The sequence below is a fragment of the Leptospira kirschneri serovar Cynopteri str. 3522 CT genome, assembly GCF_000243695.2.
GTDB lineage: Bacteria > Spirochaetota > Leptospiria > Leptospirales > Leptospiraceae > Leptospira > Leptospira kirschneri.
Genome location: NZ_AHMN02000011.1, coordinates 15,497 through 37,500 on the forward strand (window position 1 = coordinate 15,497; position 22,004 = coordinate 37,500).

At 33.7% G+C, this 22,004-nt stretch carries 24 protein-coding genes (1 of these 24 cut by a window edge); 12 read left to right on the plus strand and 12 right to left on the minus strand.

Going from position 1 to position 22,004, the window contains the following annotated elements:
- Positions 1-69 precede the first annotated feature (69 nt).
- From LEP1GSC049_RS213385 to LEP1GSC049_RS0206355, 3 genes are all read right to left on the minus strand, one after another.
- Positions 70-498, minus strand: coding sequence for a hypothetical protein (locus tag LEP1GSC049_RS213385; RefSeq protein ID WP_004752788.1), 429 nt, complete (start codon positions 496-498; stop codon positions 70-72).
- Positions 499-1,518: 1,020 nt separating this feature from the next.
- Positions 1,519-1,779, minus strand: a complete 261-nt coding sequence (locus LEP1GSC049_RS213380; RefSeq protein WP_004752809.1) for an RNA recognition motif domain-containing protein — start codon at positions 1,777-1,779, stop codon at positions 1,519-1,521.
- 32 nt (positions 1,780-1,811) lie between these two features.
- On the minus strand, positions 1,812-2,057 hold the full coding sequence (locus tag LEP1GSC049_RS0206355) for a hypothetical protein (protein ID WP_029745164.1): 246 nt from the start codon (positions 2,055-2,057) through the stop codon (positions 1,812-1,814).
- Positions 2,058-2,123: 66 nt separating this feature from the next.
- Between LEP1GSC049_RS0206355 and LEP1GSC049_RS2000000229105 the strand changes: the two genes are divergently transcribed.
- The 4 genes from LEP1GSC049_RS2000000229105 to LEP1GSC049_RS213375 all read left to right on the plus strand — a co-directional run bounded on the left by LEP1GSC049_RS2000000229105 (position 2,124) and on the right by LEP1GSC049_RS213375 (position 4,554).
- A complete protein-coding gene (locus LEP1GSC049_RS2000000229105) occupies positions 2,124-2,249 on the plus strand; it encodes a hypothetical protein (protein WP_004752807.1) in 126 nt (41 codons plus the stop codon).
- A 170-nt stretch (positions 2,250-2,419) separates the two neighbouring features.
- A complete protein-coding gene (locus LEP1GSC049_RS2000000229110) occupies positions 2,420-2,575 on the plus strand; it encodes a hypothetical protein (RefSeq protein WP_004752804.1) in 156 nt (51 codons plus the stop codon).
- Positions 2,512-2,787: a GNAT family N-acetyltransferase gene (locus LEP1GSC049_RS2000000229115; protein ID WP_016750087.1), complete on the plus strand. Its 276-nt coding sequence runs from the start codon at positions 2,512-2,514 to the stop codon at positions 2,785-2,787. The genes LEP1GSC049_RS2000000229110 and LEP1GSC049_RS2000000229115 overlap by 64 nt, the downstream gene beginning before the upstream one ends.
- Positions 2,788-3,456: 669 nt before the next feature.
- Positions 3,457-4,554, plus strand: a complete 1,098-nt coding sequence (locus LEP1GSC049_RS213375; protein WP_016560952.1) for a fatty acid desaturase — start codon at positions 3,457-3,459, stop codon at positions 4,552-4,554.
- 890 nt (positions 4,555-5,444) lie between these two features.
- Here LEP1GSC049_RS213375 and dinB read toward each other — a convergent pair.
- From dinB to ompL47, 3 genes are all read right to left on the minus strand, one after another.
- A complete protein-coding gene (gene dinB, locus LEP1GSC049_RS213370) occupies positions 5,445-6,533 on the minus strand; it encodes a DNA polymerase IV (RefSeq protein ID WP_016560902.1) in 1,089 nt (362 codons plus the stop codon).
- Positions 6,534-6,560: 27 nt separating this feature from the next.
- On the minus strand, positions 6,561-7,316 hold the full coding sequence (locus tag LEP1GSC049_RS213365; protein ID WP_004755528.1) for a ComF family protein: 756 nt from the start codon (positions 7,314-7,316) through the stop codon (positions 6,561-6,563).
- Between the two features lie 89 nt (positions 7,317-7,405).
- On the minus strand, positions 7,406-8,494 hold the full coding sequence (gene ompL47 / locus LEP1GSC049_RS213360) for a multi-beta-barrel domain surface protein OmpL47 (protein ID WP_016560997.1): 1,089 nt from the start codon (positions 8,492-8,494) through the stop codon (positions 7,406-7,408).
- A gap of 83 nt (positions 8,495-8,577) precedes the next feature.
- Here ompL47 and LEP1GSC049_RS213355 point away from each other — a divergent pair, with 83 nt between their 5' ends.
- Both LEP1GSC049_RS213355 and LEP1GSC049_RS213350 read left to right on the plus strand, forming a co-directional pair.
- Complete coding sequence (locus LEP1GSC049_RS213355) at positions 8,578-9,255, plus strand: flagellar filament outer layer protein FlaA (RefSeq protein WP_025186058.1); 678 nt, start codon at positions 8,578-8,580, stop codon at positions 9,253-9,255.
- Between the two features lie 1,446 nt (positions 9,256-10,701).
- Positions 10,702-10,998 (plus strand): helix-turn-helix domain-containing protein, encoded by a 297-nt coding sequence (locus LEP1GSC049_RS213350; RefSeq protein ID WP_004755527.1) that lies wholly within the window; start codon positions 10,702-10,704, stop codon positions 10,996-10,998.
- A gap of 759 nt (positions 10,999-11,757) precedes the next feature.
- Here the strand turns inward: LEP1GSC049_RS213350 and LEP1GSC049_RS213345 are convergent.
- Positions 11,758-11,940: a hypothetical protein gene (locus LEP1GSC049_RS213345; RefSeq protein WP_004755542.1), complete on the minus strand. Its 183-nt coding sequence runs from the start codon at positions 11,938-11,940 to the stop codon at positions 11,758-11,760.
- Between LEP1GSC049_RS213345 and lpxD the strand changes: the two genes are divergently transcribed.
- From lpxD to LEP1GSC049_RS2000000227960, 4 genes are all read left to right on the plus strand, one after another.
- A complete protein-coding gene (gene lpxD / locus LEP1GSC049_RS213340; RefSeq protein ID WP_016560972.1) occupies positions 11,930-12,952 on the plus strand; it encodes a UDP-3-O-(3-hydroxymyristoyl)glucosamine N-acyltransferase in 1,023 nt (340 codons plus the stop codon). The genes LEP1GSC049_RS213345 and lpxD overlap by 11 nt on opposite strands.
- A gap of 360 nt (positions 12,953-13,312) precedes the next feature.
- On the plus strand, positions 13,313-14,203 hold the full coding sequence (locus LEP1GSC049_RS213335) for a DMT family transporter (RefSeq protein ID WP_004755541.1): 891 nt from the start codon (positions 13,313-13,315) through the stop codon (positions 14,201-14,203).
- Between the two features lie 868 nt (positions 14,204-15,071).
- Positions 15,072-16,310 carry a BaiN/RdsA family NAD(P)/FAD-dependent oxidoreductase gene (locus LEP1GSC049_RS213330; RefSeq protein WP_016560960.1) on the plus strand — a complete coding sequence of 413 codons (1,239 nt, stop codon included), beginning with the start codon at positions 15,072-15,074 and terminating at the stop codon, positions 16,308-16,310.
- Between the two features lie 192 nt (positions 16,311-16,502).
- On the plus strand, positions 16,503-16,646 hold the full coding sequence (locus LEP1GSC049_RS2000000227960) for a hypothetical protein (RefSeq protein WP_004763815.1): 144 nt from the start codon (positions 16,503-16,505) through the stop codon (positions 16,644-16,646).
- Here LEP1GSC049_RS2000000227960 and LEP1GSC049_RS213325 read toward each other — a convergent pair.
- The 5 genes from LEP1GSC049_RS213325 to LEP1GSC049_RS213305 all read right to left on the minus strand — a co-directional run bounded on the left by LEP1GSC049_RS213325 (position 16,627) and on the right by LEP1GSC049_RS213305 (position 19,286).
- Positions 16,627-16,962, minus strand: coding sequence for a VOC family protein (locus LEP1GSC049_RS213325; protein WP_004755529.1), 336 nt, complete (start codon positions 16,960-16,962; stop codon positions 16,627-16,629). The genes LEP1GSC049_RS2000000227960 and LEP1GSC049_RS213325 overlap by 20 nt on opposite strands.
- Positions 16,959-17,237, minus strand: a complete 279-nt coding sequence (locus tag LEP1GSC049_RS213320) for a GNAT family N-acetyltransferase (protein WP_004756575.1) — start codon at positions 17,235-17,237, stop codon at positions 16,959-16,961. Before LEP1GSC049_RS213320 ends, LEP1GSC049_RS213325 begins: the two co-directional genes overlap by 4 nt.
- A gap of 728 nt (positions 17,238-17,965) precedes the next feature.
- Complete coding sequence (locus LEP1GSC049_RS213315; RefSeq protein WP_004755532.1) at positions 17,966-18,409, minus strand: DoxX family protein; 444 nt, start codon at positions 18,407-18,409, stop codon at positions 17,966-17,968.
- Between the two features lie 86 nt (positions 18,410-18,495).
- Positions 18,496-18,840, minus strand: a complete 345-nt coding sequence (locus LEP1GSC049_RS213310; protein WP_004760298.1) for a hypothetical protein — start codon at positions 18,838-18,840, stop codon at positions 18,496-18,498.
- Complete coding sequence (locus LEP1GSC049_RS213305) at positions 18,837-19,286, minus strand: MarR family winged helix-turn-helix transcriptional regulator (protein ID WP_004755536.1); 450 nt, start codon at positions 19,284-19,286, stop codon at positions 18,837-18,839. The genes LEP1GSC049_RS213310 and LEP1GSC049_RS213305 overlap by 4 nt, the downstream gene beginning before the upstream one ends.
- A 94-nt stretch (positions 19,287-19,380) precedes the next feature.
- On the opposite strand from LEP1GSC049_RS213305, the gene truD reads away from it, so the two are divergent.
- Positions 19,381-20,607 (plus strand): tRNA pseudouridine(13) synthase TruD, encoded by a 1,227-nt coding sequence (gene truD / locus LEP1GSC049_RS213300; RefSeq protein ID WP_025186059.1) that lies wholly within the window; start codon positions 19,381-19,383, stop codon positions 20,605-20,607.
- 1,281 nt (positions 20,608-21,888) lie between these two features.
- A protein-coding gene (locus LEP1GSC049_RS213295) for an APC family permease (protein ID WP_016560980.1) crosses the window boundary here: on the plus strand, positions 21,889-22,004 show its 5' end (the start). It continues 1,285 nt past the right edge of the window; the window shows 116 of its 1,401 coding nt (coding positions 1-116); it begins with the start codon at positions 21,889-21,891; its stop codon lies beyond the right edge, outside the window.

The following is a 22,004-nucleotide window of genomic DNA, read 5'->3' on the forward strand; positions in this document are numbered from 1 at the left end:
ACAGAATTTAAACGGAATTAGAAACAGAGAGGGATGTTTCCGGGTGAATTCTCACCCGGAAAAATGGAATTATACTCCGTAGAAAAGGAAGGACGCAACGATTGTCCAAATTCCCACTGCAATTCCAAAAATTCCCAACTTACCTTGGATGGGAGCCAGTTTTGCTAAAAGCTCTGCACCTTTTTTCTTTGCTTCTTCATTCTTAGAAAGAACATAAGTAGAAATTGTTCCAAAACCGAGAATGAATCCGAGAACCGCTTGAACGATATTTCCCAGAAGAGCAGTTATCCAATAAATTGGCCAAGTTGGAAGCCATCCAAGACCAAGAAGTCCTTGGAATACGATTCCATAAATTCCCCAAAAGCAGAAAACCAGACCGATCCAACCTTGATAAGGTGAAATCTTTGCAAGTAACTCTTTTGCATCTGGTTTTTTTGCCAAAAGCAAGGAAGGCACAGCGAGAATGCTGAGCACGATGAGTGTAATTCCTGATACCATTTGTATCTCCTGTTGAAATTAAGTTGATCAACTATCCGATTAGTTTATTTCTCTAAAAAGGATTGTATGTATCTATCAGATCAGTTAACTCTTTGGAAAGTAATTTTTTGCTTATTTTTTACTTTTTAATTCTATTTTATAAAAAAAACATCCTTATAATTTTTTTCCTATATTTGGCTTTTTGAAAATTTTAAAAAGATTTCGTCGAGGTTCAAAAAAGGTTCTAATCGTTCCTCTAAGAATTTGATTGAAGGTAATTAGTGGAATTATAATAAGAACAAATATATATAATTTAAAATATTCATGATAATCTCACGAGTTTACTTAATTAAAACAGATTTATTTGTAGTTCTTAAATGTTTCAAAATTTAAAAAAAAATTAAAAAGTCTGTCTGTCTTTGATTTTTTGGTAAAAGGGATTTTACGAGTCGAATCTACCGTTTTTACAAATTTAGGTTTAGGTAGATTTGAATATTCAATTATTATAAAATTTTTATTTTAAAATCATTTGTAAAGGTAGAAACTTTATGAACAATTTTTCCATTCTTTTGTCATTAATAGAGTTGTTGAAAAATTTCATAGTGAAGATTCGCAAAACTGATTTAAGTACCGTGAGCAGGGCGTAAGGAATCTGTTTCCTAAAGTTTTGTTTTACCTGAAAAAATGAACTCTTACAATTTTAGATCACAAAAAATGGATATTTAAGCCCGTAATATGACTTAATCTGTGGGAACTACTAAAACTTTTTAGCTTTTGGATACAAAAAAATTCAATACGAGATATAAAACGGGATGACCGCGAAACGACGATTTTGTGCAAAAATTTGATTGGACGGTGATTCTCTATAGATTTTATAGAGGTGATCGAGAAAAAAGAAAACCGCAAAAGACAATTTTCTTTTCAGCGGTTTTATTCAAAGGAACGAAAGATTTTAAGTATTTGGTTCAGAAACCTAAAAAATGATTCAGGGAAATGAACTGAAATATTAAAAAACCATAAGTTTATGGAACAGATCTAAAATTAAAATCTTTCGTTTTTTGGTTTTGCAACGTTTACTTTCAAATTGCGAGTAAGAACATTTTTTCCGTCTAGATCTTTGATCGCTTTATCAGCTTCTTCTTTATTGGGCATTTCAACAAAACCGAATCCTTTGGATTTTCCGGAATACTGATCCATGACGATCTTTACCGAGTTCACGGTTCCGTGAGCTCTAAAAAGATCGCCTAATGTTCCTTCATTCAAATCGTAAGAAAGATTTCCTACATAAATATTAACCGACATGTTTACCTCATGTAATTATAAATAAAATCAAGTTATCTTGATTTTAAAACAGCGTTTCCTGGAGAAGGAAGTAGAAAAATTTTAGAGATGCAGAACTTGAAAAGAAGAGCAAACTTTAAGATAGGACTACGTTCGGAAGTTAGAAAATCGAGTGGATAACTATAATTCTTTATCCATAATATCGACAGAATTTTCCTTGGCAATATTAAATTTATTTTAACGACGTTTCTAAAAAGAATTTCAGGATTTGTTTTGAGAGGATTATTTCCGAAACGTATCGGGTGAAATTTTTCTAGAAAGTCGATTTCATTTTTATCTCAAAATAAAATGGAAGGCTTACAATTTTGACGGATAAAAAAATGGTTTTGGAAACTGAAAAATTGATTTTAAGGGAATGGGAAAGCAAATATTTGGAACCGTTTTATCGGATGAGTTCCGATCTGGTTGTGAATATTATCCTGTTTTATTAGAGTTGTTGAAAAATTAATTCTTGATCTGTTTGTATTGGATTGAATGGACAATTGAAGCAATTTTACGAATTTTCACTATGGAATTTTTCAACAACTCTATTAACGAAAGAGGATTCCGAAAGGTTCGTTGCAAAGATGAAAATTCATTTTGAGGAATTTGGATATGGGTTTTGGAAATAAAAAATACAAAAGAATGGGTCGGTTATACCGGTTTTTTAAACGTTTCTTTTACGGCTTTGTTTACTACTGCAGTTGAAATCGGATGGAGATTGAATTCTTCTTTTGGAATCGAGGACATGCGACGGAGGCAGCCTTTGTCCGTCTGAATTACGGATTTGAGCAGTTTGAGTTTTCAAAGATCGTTTCTTTTACTTCTGTTTTAAATACTCGTTCTGAATCCGTGATGAAAAAGATAGGACTTAAAAAAGTCAGGTTATTTTATCATCCAAATCTTCCCGCCAAACATAGATTATCCGAGCATATTCTTTACCAAATTACCGATTCAGAATGGAACGAACTGAAACGTTTTTCTTACTGATATTTTCTGAAACTGAGGTAATGATTTACTGAGTTTTCGGTGTCTCTTGGATCGATCGTCATAAATCGTTCTGCTAAAGTTCCTCTCGCATCGATCCTTTCGCGTTATTTACGTTAAATATTTTTTCGCATTTTTATCATCAAATAATTTAACTCGTTAAAGAAAGACACTTGCGAGGATTGATTAAACTGATTAGAAACAATCGTTTCTAAGTTTTGTGAGAGTTCCTACATTTTAGGAAATTGGAATATTTTGTATATCAAACTAGTGTAGGAACTACCACAGGCTAAATATATGAAAGATTACTGGTTTCTATTGAATCAGTTTGAGGTAAGAGAAATTCTTTCTAAAAGTGTGAGTTCCTACAATTTAAGAATTGTTCGTAAAATCGTGATTTGCAGTAGTTCCCACACTTGAATACGACAGTTATAAACTTCTATTTTTTAAATTGTGAGAGTTCCTACATTTGTAGGAACCGATCTATAAAGTTCAGATTCTAACTTTTTCAAAATTATGGTCCTTTGCGTCGAACTTACGTTAAATACGACATAATCTGTGGGAGCTACCACTCAATTTTCAACTTGAAACAATCATTTTTCTTGCCAAAAGTTTCGATTTTAACGAACATTGTTAATTATATAAATGAACGATGTTCGTTAAGGAGAAAAAATGAAAGTGAAAAATAAAACAAATCATTCACCAAAAGAAACTTTAGGTTCGGTTCGGGAAATTCTTTCTGACGAGACTTTTGCAAATCCAGTTTATAAGGGGGTTGGCTATTTTTTAAGAGATCTATTTTTTTTCGTCATAGTGACGGTTTTACTTTGGAACGTGGATGATTGGTATGTTCTTCCATTTTTATGGTTTTTTGCAGGGATGACCATTTCGGCTTTATTTGTAGTGGGACACGATTGCGCTCACGAGGCATTGTTCAAAAGTAAGTTCCTTCAATACTGGATCGGACAACTTGCAATGCTTCCCTCATTACACGCATATAATCAATGGGGTTACGGCCATAATAGAATTCATCATGGTCATACGATCAAAAGACAAGCCGACTTCGTATGGCATCCCACTGCGAAAGAAGAATATTCAAAATTTGGAATATTCAAAAAAATAATGCATCGATTTTTTTGGTCCATTTGGGGCGGCGGTTTTTATTATATGATAGAAATTTGGTTTAAGGGAATGGTTTTATTTACCGCTCCTTTGAAAGAGGCTAAAAGAGATAAGTTAATTATACTTTCTTTCGCGTTTATTTCATCAGGTTTGGTTTTTTATTTTGGAGCTTCATCCATTTCCGGAGTTTTTGATATTGGAGCCGGTTTGTGGATGTTCACAAAGGTTTGTTTGATACCTTTTATTGCTTGGAATTATTTTATGGGAATTACGGTTTACGTACATCATATTCATTCGGAAATCCCTTGGAAAACGAAAGAAGAATGGACTCCGTTTTATGGACAAATGAAAGGAACCGTCAACTACCATATCAATCCTATTATGAATTTTTTCTTCCATAATATTTTCATTCACATGCCTCATCACGTTCATATGAAAATTCCATTTTACAATTTAAAGCGCGCTTTAAATGAGATTAAGGCTGTCTATGGAGATTACGTTTTGGAAAGGGATACGATTTTAGGAGATTATTTAAAGTCGACTTCACTTTGTAAGGTGATCGATTCGGATACTGGTAAATGGATGACCTATAGAGAAGCTCAAGAAGTGTCTATAAAAGAGAAGGATTTGGAATCTATTCCAGTTTGATATTTTTCTAATGAACTGTCTCAAAATTTGTCGAGCCGATCATAGGAGAATGACGGCTTTAGTTTCTCGAGAGATCCAAATGATCGGTAGAGAACGTTTTATTGAGTTGAATGCGATCCGCGTAAAGAGTATTTTGCTTTTAGTTTCTGGAACGACTGTAAAAGCGAGATACTTCGTTTTACAAAAATGTGGGAGCTCATACAGAAATTAGAATAACAAAGAATACTAAAAACCGTAAATCATATAATACGACGGTTTCTGTAGAAACTACCACATTTGATTGAAGATTCAAATGATTCATTCTAAGGTTTTGAGACAGTTCATTTTAGGGAATTTATTTTTGAAATCAGTAATTTATAGTAGTTCCTACAGTTGTTTTACAAACAAACTTTTTATAAAAGTAGTAGTTCTCACAATTCCAAAATTTGACTATAAAATCTTGAGTTATAAAAGTTTCTAGATATAGAATGTTTTACTCTTCTTAATAAAAAAAAGAATTGTTGAGAAATTACATAGTTCAATTAACAAAACTGCTTGAATCGACCGTTTCCATGAAATAGAAATGGATGGAGAATTAATTTTTTAACAACTCTAAAGATAAAATTGGCTATCATGAATTCGATTTGAAGAAATTAAACAAGTCAAGCTTTTGTATTAATTTTACGTGAATTCGATCATGATTTATTTTTTTGGAGCTGAAATTTGAATTTTACAAATCGATTCCTAAAATGTGGGAACTACCACAAATCACGATTTTAAGAACAAATTCTAAAAATGTATGAGCTCGTACTTTTACTTTTATAAATTCTTTCTCATTTTTTTTACTCTGAATTCACGTTAGTTTCTATAAGAACTGAAGTGAAGGTTTGAGGGTTTTTACTTTTTGAATATTATAAATTTAAAAATAAATTAGGTTCTTCGTTCTCAGAATTTGGATGAGAAAGACTAATTCCAAGAAGTCGAATCGCCTTGATCGCCGATTTTTTCCCGTATTTAGTTTCAAAAAATTCCTCAAAAAGTTCAGCTGCAGTGGAATAAAGTTCGTTCGCTTTGAAAATAGGTTCGGATAAGGTTTTAGATCTGGTTTTTAGACTAAAACCGTAAAATTTAATTTTTAGGGTGAGGGTTTTTCCGGCAAAGTCTTTTTTTTCCAACCTTCTTTCTACTTTGACGGAGACGTCTTTTAGTTGTTTTAGTAAATCATTATAATCTAATTTATCTTGATCAAAGGTGTTTTCTGCTCCGAGAGATTTTCTTTCCCGAGAGGATTCCACCATTCGTTCATCCTCACCTCTCGAAATTTTATAATAGTAAATTCCCATTTTGCCAAAATGTTGAACAAGTTCTTCTATGTTTTTTGTTCTTAGATCTTTTCCGGTATAAATTCCTAATTCTTTCATTTTCCGCGACGTGACTTTTCCCACACCGTGAAAACTACTTACTGGTAACGGATCGATAAAAGAAATTACGTCGTCCGGAAGAACGACTGTGAGTCCGTTTGGTTTGTTTTTTTCGGATGCAAGTTTAGAAATAAATTTAGAATTACTTACACCAGCGGAAGCTGTAAGTTCGGTACGTTTAAAAATTTCCGCACGGATTTCTTTTGCAATAGTTACTGCAAATGGAATATTCTTTTTATTGAATGTAACGTCTAAATAACCTTCGTCTAAGGAAAGCATTTCTACAAGATCCGTATATTCTAAAAAAATCTCTCGAATCTGTTTGGAGACTTCTTTATATACTTCAAATCGGGGAAGGACAAAAATTGCATCAGGAGCAAGTTGTGCCGCTTTGGAACAAGGCATCGCGGAACGAACTCCGAACTTGCGAGCTTCGTACGGAGCAGCCGAAACAACTGACCTACTGTTAGGAGGACCGCCTACAATCAGAGCTTTACCTCTGTATTCTGGAAAATCCCTTTGTTCTACGGAGGCATAAAATGCATCCATATCCACATGAATGATTTTGCGTATTTCCATAAACGATTTCAGTCAGGTTATAAATAGCTAAACATTTGTAATGTCTTTTTCAATTTCAGATTCTATTCCTTCTGTTCGAATCAAGGTTAAAATTCGAACAGAATCGGCTCCGTTTTGAATTAGGATTCTCGCTAACTCGTTTGCGGAAGCACCTGTAGTAAACACATCGTCGATCAAAAGGTAATTTCCTCTTAACTTTCCTTTATATTCCTTTTTGATTTTAAAAGCAAGTCTTGCGTGTATAAAACGATCCGTTAGACTTTTGCCTGCTTGTTTTTGGTCGCTTATCTTTTCGATCGGGTTTATCAAAGGAAACGGAAGAATATTCTGAAGTCTTTTTAAAGCGAAATCGCAGGACTCGAAAGGCCTTTGTTGATTGTTTGAATACCATTTGGTTTTTGTGGAAGGCATAAGTAGAATTCCTGAAAAGTTCAGATTCTTCCAAGACTTTAACTCTTTTTTTAAACCTAAACTGAGATAAATGGAAAGAGCATAAACAGATCGTAATTTGATACAATTGATTACCTTGGCTAAAAAAGGGGTTCTGTTTTGTAAGAATTTTAGTTCTTCAAAAAATACGTTTCTGGAATTGCAATAGAAACATTCTTTTGAAGTTTGTACTTCTTTACAAATTTTGCATAAAGTTTGTAAAGAAGTCGAAAAGTTGGAATGTTTTCTATGACAGAGTTTACAGACACCTATTTTAGAAGAAAAGTAATCGTATCTTCCGCAAAATTCACAACTGACCGGTAAAAAAAAATTTAAGAGTTTATAGAGTTCCATATAAATTACGGTTCTCTAAAGTTCTTAGAAGGAATAAAAAAACCCGGAATTTTCCGGGTTTTTAAAACAGTTTAGATTTTTTTAAACTCTTATTTTTTTGTAGGTTGAGTAGTGGTAGGTTTAGCTGCAGGAGCCGGTGCTGGAGCGGCAGATTCTGCAGGCTTGCTTCCATTCGATCCGGCTTCCACTTTACGAATTTGTGTTGTAGGTGGATTTACATCTACTGAAAAGCTGACCTTTTTGGTTTCACTTTCGTTTCCTACGTTGTCAATCGCTTTGGCTTCGATCGTATGTTCGCCTTGAGCATCGATTGTGATTGGTTCTGCATAAGGAACGAAATCTGAATTTTTATCCAATTTAATTAGAATTCTTTTAATTCCGGATTGTCCGTCTACCGCTTTGATTGCAAATGAGTTTCCTTTTCTGGAATATGTTTTTCCATCGATGATTACCAAAGGAGTGTTTCCTTGGATTTCGACTTCCGGTTTTACGTCATCCAAGGTTACTACAAGAATTGCCTCGGAAGAAGAGTTTCCAGAATTATCCACAGCGGAATATTTAATCAGATTTACTCCAGCCTTTTCTAATTTAATAGGCTGGTTATCATAGGATCTCATGTCTCCACCGTTGATGGAATATTTAATTTCTTTAACACCGGAAAGAGCGTCGATTGCGGAGATCGTATAGGTTACGTTTTTAGAACCGAAGTTGTAGCCGTCCAAATTGTAAAGAATTTCACTTGGAACGATTTTTACAGTCGGAGCGGTGTTGTCCACGACGACAACGAGCGCTTTAGCAGGTTCTTTGTTTCCGGCTTTATCTACGGCTCTATAAGTAAGTCGGTTAACGCCTTCTTTTAGAATCGTGATAGGAGAAGTATATTTTGCGTAGTCCATTTCGCCGATTTTATATTCGATATAATCGACCGTGCTGGAGTCGTCTTGGGCGGAAATTTCAAAAGAACTTTTTGAGTTCACGTAAAGATCCGCTTTTTTAACTTCTTCTCCCTGAGTAGTTCCAGAATTTTGGAAAGTTTTTGCAGGAGTGGAACTCCCGGATTGTCCTTGAGTATTTGCCTGAGGGGTAGAGCCTTCATCCAGATCTTCCTGGGCAAAAAGCGCTACGTTAACAAACATGAATAAAGCAATTGCGAGTCTTACGAGAGTAGAACCCTTCATTTTACACTCCTGTGAATTGGTAATTAGTTTTTTGACGATATTCGGATAGTGGAAACCTTTGGAAGAGGCTGTCAACTGATTCTATGAAAAAAAAAACCTCCTCATCGATTTCATTTACCGAAAGGAAAGATCACCTTTTCCTTGTAATACTATTTTTCATTCTAATTTCCTTTCCATTGAAATCTCAAGACAGACCTTCGGCGGAAATTTGGAAGCAGATCGTCGTAGAAGATTTCGAAACGAAAGAATGGAATTCTAAAAATCTCAAAACAAGATTATCGAAAGAATATCTACCTGAAATCAGAATCTCTACATTAATGCTCAGTCCGGAAAGAAATTCGACTAAAAGTCTACTTTTGGAAGTTCCAGCGGAGAAAAATCAATCTTTTGAAATATTATGGGAGCAAACTTGGAAAACAAAAGGATTTGTGCAAGAATTTCAATTTCATATCTATTCTTCCGGATCGGGAGCATCACTTTACGTTTTGCTCAGAGATTCAACATTAGAAGTTAAGAAAATACTAATTACTCATCTCAATTATGAAGGATGGAAAAAGGTCAGACTCAACGTGATCCGAAAAATCAGGCAGGACGAAATACTATTTTCTAAACAGATACCGATCGAATTTTTAGGATTGTTGTACGAAGCGCCTTTTACCATGAAACGTGGAACTAGAGATCTATTCGCAATTGATGATATACTTGCGATTGTCAGAGATAAAAATCGGATGTTTATAGATGAGAATCGATTGATACGATAGATAAAAACTTGTTCTATCGTTCTCTTACTCAGATATATAATCCAACCGTTTACAGATTAATCCTAGAGTTGTTTGAAAAATGAATTTTCTATTTTATGGAAATGGCCGATGGAAGCAGTTTTGTTAATCTCCAACAACTCTATTGCAGTAGTTCCCACACTTGAATGCGACAGATGTAATAGTTATAAACTTCTATTTTTAAAATTGTGAGAATTTTTACAATTTTAGAATTGATTCTTAAAATCGTGGTTTGTGGTAGTTCCCACATTAAAAGAATCAATCAGTAAAGTTTAGATTTCGACTTTTTTCAGAAAAATGCGTCGAACTCACATTACTCATAACTAAATAATAAAGTACATAATATTTTGCATAGAATCAGTGTTTTGTGATAGAATTAACGATACTTAAATTTATAGAGGTCAGTAAACAAAAACAAAGTTTGAGTGTTATTTTTTGATAGGATATTTTAGAATATTAATATATTTTGATTTTATTTTTTGGATTTAAGTGGGGCGTGCCTCTGCGAAAAAAACTGAAAAAATGGATCTTTTTATGGAAAGCGCAGAGTCGCGTGTTTACGGGCTCGCGGATTCCCGCTCGTTCTCTACGAGAACGCTTCGCGCCCTTCAACCCGCTCACGCAAAAAAAGTAAAAAGATAAAAACTTAGAAATATAGTTTTTAACATCATTAAAAAATAATATTAATTGCTACAAGAGGTGGTTTTTGTAGGAACGGTTAAGGCTCCAAAAATTTTACGATGAATCCTTTAAAACCATTAGAGTTGTTGAAAAATTAATTCTTGATCTGTTTGTATTGGATTGAATGGACAATTGAAGCAATTTTACGAATCTTCACTATGGAATTTTTCAACAACTCTATTGTTTTAAAACCTGCAGAAGCGCCCCGTGATGCATTGAGTTTCCAGAACGACCCGGAAAATTCAAACATATGTCTCTCTAGAGATCGGCACTCAAGGGAGTTGTTGCACCTGAGCTTTTTATTTGCCTCGATTTTCTTTTTCTGAATTCACAGAATTGAAGTATAAACTATTGGATTGGATTTTTATAATGTAGTTCTGAATAATTTTATCGGATCAGTAAAAACTGTAAATCATACCATGTGACGGTTTCTGTGGAAAATACATCATTTGATTAGAAATTTCTGAAGGATTATCGTTTATGGGTGATGTGTTTCGAGGTTTCTAAGTCGAGTTGTAAAATGCTAATCATTTAGATTTGTTGAGATTCATTTTATAAAACTTTAAATTAGAAAAATTTCTATAAAATAAAAATTTAATTTAGATGTCATGAAATAGAGGAAATATATAAAAATTTGATAATCAAATTGAAAATTTAAAAGAAAAACCAAATTTGTGAAGATGATCATAAATCAATAGAATATCCCATTTTGGTATATTCGATTCCAGGATTTAAAATGAATACGTTTTGTTTAAATCTTTACATTCACGAGAAGCGAAGATTTTTTGTAAAAATTTAATCGCGGCCAGAAAGAATTCCAATCTGACTCAACTTGAAGTTGCAAAACGTTTAGGTGAACCTCAGTCTTATATTTCTAAAATCGAATCTGGGGAACGAAGATTGGATGTGATCGAATTCTGGAGAATTTTTAAAATTTTAGGTAAATCAATCGAATTTTATTTTCAGTTCGACGAAAAACAGGACAGTTCTGAGAAAAAATCGAAAACTTTAAAAGTGGCTAGTCGCAAACGCAAAAAAAAATGACGTTTTGTGAATTCTTCCTATTGTCAGTTTAAGAATCTTGTTTCTCAAACTTGAAAAAAAATCAGCCTAAAAATGTGGGAACTCCCCGCTTTTTTAATAAAGTGAGCAAGGGCGTAAGAAAATTAGAAAGAATTTTCTAAAAGTATGAGTTCCTAGAATTTTAGAATTTGTTCGTAAAATCGTCGTTTGAGGTAGTTCCCACATTTTTGGAATCGATATGTAAAGTTTAGATTCCAATCTTTTTCAGAATCCTAGATTTCTCTACGATCGTACGTTAAAATATCAATTTGTAAGAGTTCCCACAGATTAAGTCGCATTACAGATTTTCAAATATTCATTTTTTGTGATTCGAGTCGAGAAGCCTACATTTTTTATGAAAAAATCAGGTTTTTATAAAGCGAATCTCTTACGCGGAATTCACGTTAAGTAGTTTGCTTAGTTAAAAATAAATGTCCAAGTTTCATCTTTTATAGAGTTTTGAAGTTTTATTTGAAAAATCCGAATTTGTAAGAGTTCCCACAAATGAGCGGGTCTTACAGATTTTCAAATATTCGTATTTCGTAATTTCCGCATTTTTAGAATTGAACTCTAAAACTCGAATATGTGGTAGTTCCCACATTTCGTTTTTACAGAAAAATTAGGTTTTATAAAACAAAATCCTACATAGAACTCAGGATTTTGTTTTAAGATCGTTTTTGGATCTGGCTATTTGAGTAAGAAATTCTCTTTTTAGATTTTTTACGTCAAACACACGTTAAGTTAACAAACAGTGTCCGTTTTAAAAAGACTAAAAGCTTTCAGATTATAAAACCTTTTTGTGATCTTTTGAAACAATTTTAATTCTTTTATAATTCGAATTCTTTTTATTGCAAACGAAGAAAATGAAAAAAACGAGTTGAATTCCTTTTTTATATTATAAGAATTTGATCCGATGAAAGCCAAAAATTTAGCGGAAATATTGGGCGTAGAACTTAAGGGTGATGGAGAAATAGAAGTCAATGGAATCGGAGATATTGAAAATCATTCCGATATACTATCCGATCGAATTTATTATATCGAAGCGAAAAAACACCTAATTAATAATCCGAAAGTAAAGCAGGTTCAGTTAGCGCTTACAATTCCTTCTTTGGCCGGTGAGTTTCCTTCAGCCTTAGTGGTTTTAGAATCACAAGCAAGGCTTAAATTTATAGAGTTGCTTTCTCTTTTTGAAAAGAAGCCGAAAGCTCCTCCTCCTTTTATTTCCGATAAGGCGAGTATTCATAAAAATGTCCGTTTGGGTAAGAACGTTACGATTATGGATTTCGCTGTGATTCACGAAAATGCGGAAATTGGAGATAATTGTTTTATTTATCCAAACGTTGTCATTGAAAACGGCGCGAAGATCGGTGAAGGTACCGTTTTAAAATCTGGGGTTGTTGTGGGTTATAGTTGTATTCTTGGAAAATTCAATCTCATTCATGCCAATACGGTGATCGGTGCGGATGGGTTTGGTTTTTATGATCGAGAAGGAGTACGTTATAAAATTCCTCAGATAGGAAATGTAGTCATCGGAGATTATGTTGAAATGGGAGCGTGTTGTACTGTAGATCGAGCAACGATTGAAACTACAACCGTCGGAAATCATGCTAAATTTGATGACCATGTTCACATCGCTCACAATTGTAAAGTGGGGAATTACGTATTTATTGCTGGTGGGACCGTTCTTGCGGGTTCCGTTACTTTGGAAGACGGTGTTATCATGGGCGGTCAAGCAGCAGTTTTACAGGGAATCACTATGAAAAAGGGTTCTATTCTTATGGGTATGTCCGCTCTATGCGAAGACAGTGTTGAGAAAGTTGCTTATTTTGGGATTCCCGCAAAACCTGCGATCGAAATGCATAGGATTCATTCTTCGATGTCTAAACTTCCGGAGCTCGTGAGAGAACATAGAAATCGTTCTAAAAATACGATTTGAATTTAAGAATTTGTCGTTTCTTTTAGGGTTTATCTGGATGAACTCAGCTAAACGGAAATTTAATTTGAGAATTTTCATTTTTGGATTTTATTGAATTTTTTTTACTACCTTAAGATTTTGAAAGGTTTTAGGATGTAAGAACTCCTTCGGTTTTTAATGATCAATCCGTTTTTCCATTTATAAATGATTCACAGCGATGTAAATGTGGGAACTCTTACAGATGTGAATTTACGGTGAAACTTTGAAAATGTAAGAACTCTTACAATTAGAACAATTCTTTTAAACGTTCTTATATCAAACTCAGACCAAGTAAAGATTGAATCTAATTTTCCATTTTCGAGATTGGTAAAACGGTTCATCATGCTTTCTAACAATACTAGTACGAAATTTTATTTTTTTCTTGTGATCGCAATGATCTCTTGGGGTTTTGCTTGGCCTTCCGCTAAACTTATCGTAGGAGCTCAACATCCAAATGTGATCATCTTCTGGAGATTTTTGGCGACCGCTGTTTCACTACTTCCCATCGTTCTTTATAGAAAGGAATCCTTTAGGTTATCGAATTTCAAAGTATGTTTTCAAGTTATCATCGGGGGAATACTTTATACAGCCTACAATCAGTTTTTTCTTTTAGGTTTAAAGAATGGGCTTGCCGGAGCGGGAGGTGTTCTTGTGACCACGATGAATCCAATCTTTACTTATATATTTGTTCATACTTTACAAAAGAAATTACCTTCCATTCGAGAAGGGATAGGACTTTTGATAGGTCTGGTAGGCGGTTGTATTCTTCTTAGGATTTGGGAGTTCAATTTGAATTCTTTATTCAATTCTGGTAATATTTTCTTTCTTCTTTGTGCGTTTAGTTGGGCCTTTTTGAGTATGAACAGTCATAGCGCGGGCCAAAAAATTTCTCCGCTTTTGTATAGTTTTTATGTTTTTGCGATTGGAACCTTATTGGACTTTTTTATTGCACTTCCGTACGGATTAGAAAAAGCATTGGATACAGGAGTTGATTTTTGGTTTCATATCCTTTATCTTTCAGTCATATCTACAACTTTTGGAACTACGGTTTATTTTTTTGCTTCTTCTAAGTTGGGTTCTAGAGCTGCGAGTTCGTTTATCTTTTTAGTTCCTGCTACGGCTCTTTTGGGTAGTTGGATTTTTCTGAATGAAAGTCCCAGTTTTACGACGACTATAGGTGGAACTTTTGCCGTTCTTGCTGTGTTTCTGTTAAACCGAAATCAGGATGAATAAGATAGATGAGATACAGAAATAGAAAATGGATCATAAAAACAATAATTAGAGTTGTTGAAAAATTCCATAGTGCCAATTAACAAAACTGCTTCAATTGCCGATTTGTATAAAATAGAAACAGATGGAGAATTCATTTTTCAACAATTCTATTATCTATAGATAAATAAAAAGAATCATTCATGGTTTATAAAATTTGAATATAATAAATAGTGATTTAATAAAGATATTTGGCTGTAAATGGAATAAAGTTATTCGTCTGAAAAAACGGATTAAGGCCGGACCTTTGTAAAAACAGGTTTTTTAAGTTTCATGAAGATCGTAAAACGGTGATTTTATCGAAAAATCTGATTGGAAGAGATTCTTTTTAGATTTTATAGTAGTTCCCACAAGTTTCAAAGTTTAACTGTAAATTCACGATTTGTGAGAGTTCCCACAGATTCAGTCGCATTACAAATATTAAAACATTTATTTTTTATGGAAAGATCAAGTTTTTATAAAACGAATCTATTACGTCCTGCTCACATTTTATTATGTAGTTCTACCATCTCAAAAATATCTTAGTAATCGGCATTTTAGGTAAAGATAAAGTGTTTTTGATATGAATCTAATATTTTATTTATAGGATTGAAAGGTAAATTGTCCTGGTTTATTTTGATAAAATATATTTATTTTGAAGTTACGATGAATGTGGAAACAAATTGCTAAGAATCGGATTTTATTTTGAAACTTTGAAAATGTAGGAACTTTCACGTTGAATTTTTTTCGTTTGCTGATAAATAAGTTTTGTATTTAAGACCTACAATGTTTCTAAAATAGAGATCATCTTAAAATAAAATCCGGTAAAAAATGAAAAGGATATTTTTTTGTTATGAGTTATAGGTCGGAAGAACGACCAAAGATAGCGGTGATCGGAGGCGGGGCAGCGGGTTTTTTCGGGGCTATTCAAATCGCTTCCGAAGGAACTTGCGAAGTCACTCTTTTAGAAAAAGGAAAACAATTTCTTTCCAAGGTAAAAATATCGGGTGGGGGAAGATGTAACGTTACGCATCATTGTCTCGATCCCGAAACTCTGAGTAAAAATTATCCTAGAGGGGAAAAAGAACTACGCTGGGCTTTTGAGACTTTTGGACCCAAGGATACGATTCGATGGTACGAAGAACGTGATGTATTTTTGAAAACCGAAGCGGATGGAAGAATGTTCCCGATTACCGATTCTTCCGAAACAATCCTACAAACTTTGTTTCAAGAGGCTAAAAAAAACGGGGTAAAATTAAAGACCGACATGGAAATTCATTCGGTGACTTCCGTATCGAATTCCGACTTTCGAATCAAACTTAAAACGGGAGAAACATTAGAATTTAATAAAATACTATTTGCCACCGGTTCCGGTAAAAAAGCTTGGAATTGGCTCAATGCACTGGGACATACAGTAGTAGAGCCGGTTCCTTCCTTGTTTACTTTTAAAATTTTGGATGTTCGTCTGGAAAATTTGTTTGGACTTGCTTTTGAGAATGTGGAATGTTCTTTAATTGAATTCGGTTATTCACAACTAGGTCCTTTGTTGATTACACACTGGGGTGTAAGCGGGCCTTCGGTCTTAAAACTTTCCGCAAAAGGTGCAAGAGAACTTTTCGAGAAAAAATACGATACAACTTTAAAAATCAATTTTGTTCCTGGAATGAAAAAGGATGAAGTTCGAAAAAAGATCGAAAAAGAAAAAGATCTTCATCCGTCCAAGTTTATTTCTAAAACTCCGATCCTAGGTATTCCCAGGAGATATTGGGAAAGAATATTAGAAATTCATTTTATAGATTCTTCTAAAAAATGGTCTGGGTTGTCTTCTAGGGACCTGCACGTAATCACCGAAGAACTAACCGACGCAAGATTTAGAATTTCGGGAAAAGGAGAGTTTAAGGATGAGTTCGTTACCTGTGGGGGAGTGAGTCGCAAAGAAGTAAACTTTAAAACGATGGAAAGTAAAATCGTTCCAGGAATTTTTTTTGCAGGAGAGATTTTAGACGTGGACGGAGTTACCGGCGGTTTTAATTTTCAGAATGCTTGGACCACTTCTTATATAGCGGCACGTGGTATTTTGAATTCGATTTAAAACTTCACCTCAAAGTCTTAAATAAGATAAATTCGGCCTAAAAAAATCTGGGCGAATAAAAAACTCAGCAAAACGCTCACTTATGGATCGAGTTTTAGAGATACGAGATAATAATTTTTTTACATTGGAACTACCAAATTCATATGAATTAAAAAAAATGAATGTTTAAAAATTTATAAGGTGACGGTTTCTGTGGGAAAGAACTACTGCAAATCCGGGGTGTTTCATGAAAAAATTCTCAAAATGTGGGAACTCATACCAGATTACGATTTTACAGAAAAACCCGAAATGATGGGAACTGCTGCAAAACATAAGATCAAAAAGGCCAAGGATTAGGATAAGAGGAATAACCCAAAAGATTTCCGTCCGGGTCCTTAAAGTATTTTGTATATTCAGTTTCTTGAATCCATTTGGGAAGAGTTTTTAAATCTTCTGGTATTAAATCGAATGCGGAAAAGATCAAAGCTTTTGGACCTTTGGGAAAATGATCAAATTCTAACATTAAAATCGTATCACCCGCAGTGAACCAAATCGATCGAAGAGAATCATCCGAATTTTTATTTACCCTTATCTTTTTCAAACCGGGAAGAGATTCGTAAAATTTTTCAAGCGTTTCTATATTCGGAGAACCGATTGCGATATGATGAATCATTTTGTGATTAAATCATTATAAGTAGGATTTCTGTTTAAAAAAGTCACCACATAAGAGCAACTCGGGATAATTTTTTTATTTAAGGAGCGGGCCTTGTCTAAGGCGGTTCGAACGAGTTCTGCCGCGAGGCCTTTGCCTCTGAGTTCAGAAGGAACGTAAGTAGAAATTAGATTCCAACCATCACCTTCTTCTCTATAAAAAAGATAGGATTGAAACCCGTCAATTTCGGCGTAAAATTTTGACTCTAATTCGGAGTGAATAACGATCGGATTCATTCTTCAATTCTAATATCCGTTAGTAATTTCATCAACCTGAAAGAAAAAGGAATTTTACTAAAACCTACAGAAATTCAAGATTTGCTACGTTGTTATGAGTCTAAAAACTGTTTCAAAAATATCTTAGAATTCGATATTTTAAACAAAGATAAAGTATTTTGAAATGAGCTTTCAACTAAAAAGTATGAGGCGCATCTACACATCAATACTGTGAATTCAGCGTAATAAAATCAGGGCGAATCGGTTTTAGTTTGAGAGAGCGTTCTGCTGAGCTTCCTCGCTTTTGCATTAGATTGTACAGAATTTGAGTTAATAGACTCTCTATCATAACATCTACGGGAATTCAGTTTTATAGGGATCAGTAGTTTGAAAATAAAAATTGGAATCATTTTATTAGAGTTCTTGAAAGATTCGATAGTTCAGATTAACAAAACTGTTTCAATCGGTCATTTTCATGAAACAGAAATAGATGGAGAATTAATTTTCAAAAACTCGATTATATAATTATTATGGAATATATAGTAATTATAATGTTTTTTCAAAACTTGCGAATTTTCGAAAAGAGTTCGTTTTGCCGCTCTCGAAAAAAATGTAGTATGGTATCTAATCTTTCGAGAGCGGGTAGAAGGTTTTTATTCAGAACTATATCAGAGAGTTTCCAATATTTTGTATTGAAACAGAGTATTATGATTAAAATTCGTAATACTCAATTTTATAAGGATCAACTTTTAGTTTAGTTTTTCTTCGATCAGAGAATCCACGGAAGCTTTTCCACCACCTTTGACCAAAAGCGCCAAGGAAATTGCAACAAAAAGAAGATGAAACTCATATCCTTCTCCCTGTTGATTTCCAAACCAGTTCATAAAAAAACCGTTTGGTAAATGGATCAGAGTCGCTCCGATCATGATGATTCCAATTCCAAAAGCGGACAATCTTGTCAGAAAGCCAAAGATAAGCCCAAGCGCTCCGAGAAATTCTCCGATAATAACTAAAAATGCGATCGGCGCAGGAAATCCTTGTCCTGTAAAAAATCCCATGGTTCCCGAAAATCCGTGACCCCCAAACCAACCTAGTAGTTTTTGCGCACCGTGTGGAAACATTACGATTCCTGCAACTAATCTAAGGATTAAAGAACCTAAGTCTGAATCCGTCTTAAAAAATTTTTGAAGCATTTGATTTCCTCCTAAATGATTCCAAGTTCGTAGTTTCTTTGATGATAAATAATTGAAATTCAAAGTATTGAGAATCCATTTTTCAATTAGAAATGATTTTTTGATAGTGTAAGCGTTTTCAAGCATTTCGGGGAGATGGAATTTTCCGGAAATAAACTTGTCGAAACATTTTCTATAAATTGTGTTTCGGAAGGATAAAGTCGTATACTGCGTATTAAACAAAAAGGATTTACGATTTTAATTTCTGATTTGGAAACTTTTCTGGATTTTCCGTTAAAAAAAGAAGCTACTTGATTGTGAAAGTTATATTCTAATATTAAATTATTTTGATTTAAGGTATTAGGATTCGTTTCTATAAAAATACTAGAATTTATTTCTAAAATCAATGTATTAGTTTTAATATTTTTTCTTTGGGTAAATAAGAGATTCATATCGTTTTCAATCCGATTTCCTTACAGAAATCTCCTAAGTCCAAAAGTTGGTTTTCCGATAAATTTCCGAACTTATGAACTAAAGAGTTCAATAAATCAGGAAACGCTTTCTGAATGAGTTTTTTTCCTTCGGAAGTCAGATGAATGATGATATAACGTCTGTCTTCTTCGCTTCTAACTCTTTGCACTAATCTTCTTTTTTCGAGATTATCAACGATCTGAGTAATATTGCCTTCGCAGGAAAATAGTTTTTGTCCGATTTCTTTTTGGCACATTGGACCTAAATGAAGTAAAGTTTCTAAACAACCGAACTGACCCGTGGTCAATCCGTATTTTGAGAATACCTTTTCTTCCAATTGACGAATCGAGTCGGAACACCGACTGAGTTTGATAAACGCGTTCAAAACCGCTTTTTCGCGACTATTTCCTTTGTAGTGTGTTCCCATAAATACTTTAAATTTAAACTATTTAATTTCAAACTATTTTTACAGTCAAGGAATTTTTCAATTCAAGATTGTTTCTATTTGTAGTTTCTATGTTTTGGAACTTGTGCAGCCATACAGCGGTTTTTTAGTCTATGATTTAAAACAAATACCAGAAGATTTTCAAGTAGAGGAGATTCTTCCTCCGGACTTGATCCAAAAAACTGGAAAATGGACGATCTTTAGACTTCAAAAATCTGGTTGGAATACGTTAGACGCTCTTTTAAGAATTTCTAAGGAGTCTAAAGTTTCTATTTTTGAAATCGGTTATGCAGGAAAAAAGGATCGTCACGCTTCCACTTCTCAATACATAAGTTGTCAAAAACCTTTGAGGGTTCCTAAAGAACTTACAAATGTAATTCAATTGGATAAAGTCGGTTTTAGTAAAAAATCCTTAAGCACGGAATTGAATGTTGGCAATCGATTCCGCCTTGTTCTGAGAAATTTACTCGAAAGAGAAATTGAATTGATTCAAAACAATTTCGAAAAAATTGGTAAAAACGGTTTTATCAACTATTACGATTCACAACGATTTAGTCGTTTTCATCCGGAGTTCCGACTTCCTATTCTACCGTTTTTTAAAGGAGACGCAGAAACTTGTTTAAAATTGATTCTGACAGATCCTTTCCCTGGAGAAAAAAAACAAGCTCGAGACAGAAAAAAAATTCTTTATGACCTTTGGGGAAATTGGTCTCAGTGTGAAAAATTGTCTAAAAGCAAATTGGAAAAAAATATTTTCTCCAATTTAAAGAGGGAAAAAAATCCCACACAAAAAACATACTCCGATTTGATTCTTCGATTTCCGGAAGAAGAATTGTTGATGTTGATTTCTTCGTTTCAGTCTTTGATTTGGAACGAATTTGTATCCGAACTTTTCACTTTCGAAGATTCTGCTGGAGTCTGGATTAAAACAAAAACTGGCCCTTTGTTTTTTCCGGGAGAATCTTCTATTCAATCCGTTCCATTTTCCAAAAATCTTATGGTTCCAGGTAATCCAGGAATTTATAAATTAGAATATTCTAAAAAAGAAATATATATTTTAAAGAAGATATTGAATCGGAACGGGTTGGCCGAATCGGTTCTGGATAGTTCTCCTTTTCCAATTGTCAAAATGAATTCTTTTGAACGGAAAATGAGGATACTTCCGAATGATTTTCAAATTGGCGATTTTGAAGAAGACGATCAACATCCCGGAAAAAGAAAAGTTAAAATATCCTTTCGACTTCCTTCAGGAGTTTATGCGACTATGTTGATTAAACGGCTAATGCTGAGATCGAATGTGTGACATTTATTTTAAGATTTCACTTAGCCTTTACTACTCGAGCGTATGAAAATAATACCGAAATTGAATATGCGGTTTTAGAAAGACTCGGAAATTCTCAAAAAATTATATCTAACTTGAAATCGTTGACTTTTTTGTGTAAGATCCCACATTTTAAGTTTTGAAACAGACTTAGAATATTATTTTCATACATCTGAGTAATAAAAATCGTCTTTTACTCGACTTGAAAGAATATTTAGAGTTGTTGAAAAATTCCATAGTGAAGATTCGTAAAATTGCTTCAATTGTCCATTCAATCCAATACAAACAGATCAAGAATTAATTTTTCAACAACTCTTTTGATAATAACTTCCAAAGCCGTTAGAGATAAAGTTTTTCGTATTTTATACAAACTTAAAATTTCTAAATCATGACAAAGATTAATAAAATAAATTCAATTGATATTGTGGATCTTTTTTATAAAATCCGTTTTCATGTTTCTTTTGTAAGTGATCTAAAAAATTAAAAAGTTCACTCTTTGTTTTACTACATCTCTATCAAATTGAGTACCGTGCCGTTTTAGGTAAGTTCGATAAATTCAATGCGAAAGTGATTGAAACTAAAGCAGAACTCTCTCTACCATAACCAACCCACAAGTATTTAAATTTTAATATAGATCTGTCGGAACACTTGAGTAATGTGCGTTTTTGATCCCACAACGCGACCTGTCGAACGACCCATGGGGAGTGAGATGCTGAGTTCAGGAAAGCGTTTTGCTTTAGTTCAATTCTGATTCTAAAATCCTATTCAATTTGTGGGGTTGGTTAGGCTCTCTACGGATCGCGTTCTAAACTGTAACTTAAAGTTAAATATCGAATTAAGTTTCTTGCATGTAATTGATTAACCAGAGCTAAAGAGCGTGGTCCGGTAACTCCGGATTTGCCCCGGTTTTCTTACTCTGAATTTACATGATTAAAGTGTAAACTATTCAATAGGTACTTTATTATATAGTTCTTGAGTTTTCCTTTTGGATTTTAAAACAAAACGTAGAGTTTTTTTGAAAAAAATAGATTTTAAAAAACACTAAAAATTATCTAAAAAACCGTTTAAAAGTGATCAAAACATGAAAGTTCTTATGGGTTTATATAGATAAGATGCCTAGACAATTCAATACTATCGGGAGCCTTCCTAAATTTAAAAAAATCTTAAAAGGAAAAATCCTTGTTCATAGTGAAGGAACTATCATGCTGTCAGAAAATGACGCAGCTCAAGAGATCCCTCAATTTATTCGATTCTATATCACTTATGTTTAGTTCCATGGTAGGACCGGGGATTTTTATCACAACGGGATATATACTTCATCAGGTTCCAAATCCTAATATCGTTTTACTTGCTTGGATCTTAGGAGGATTTTTAGCAGT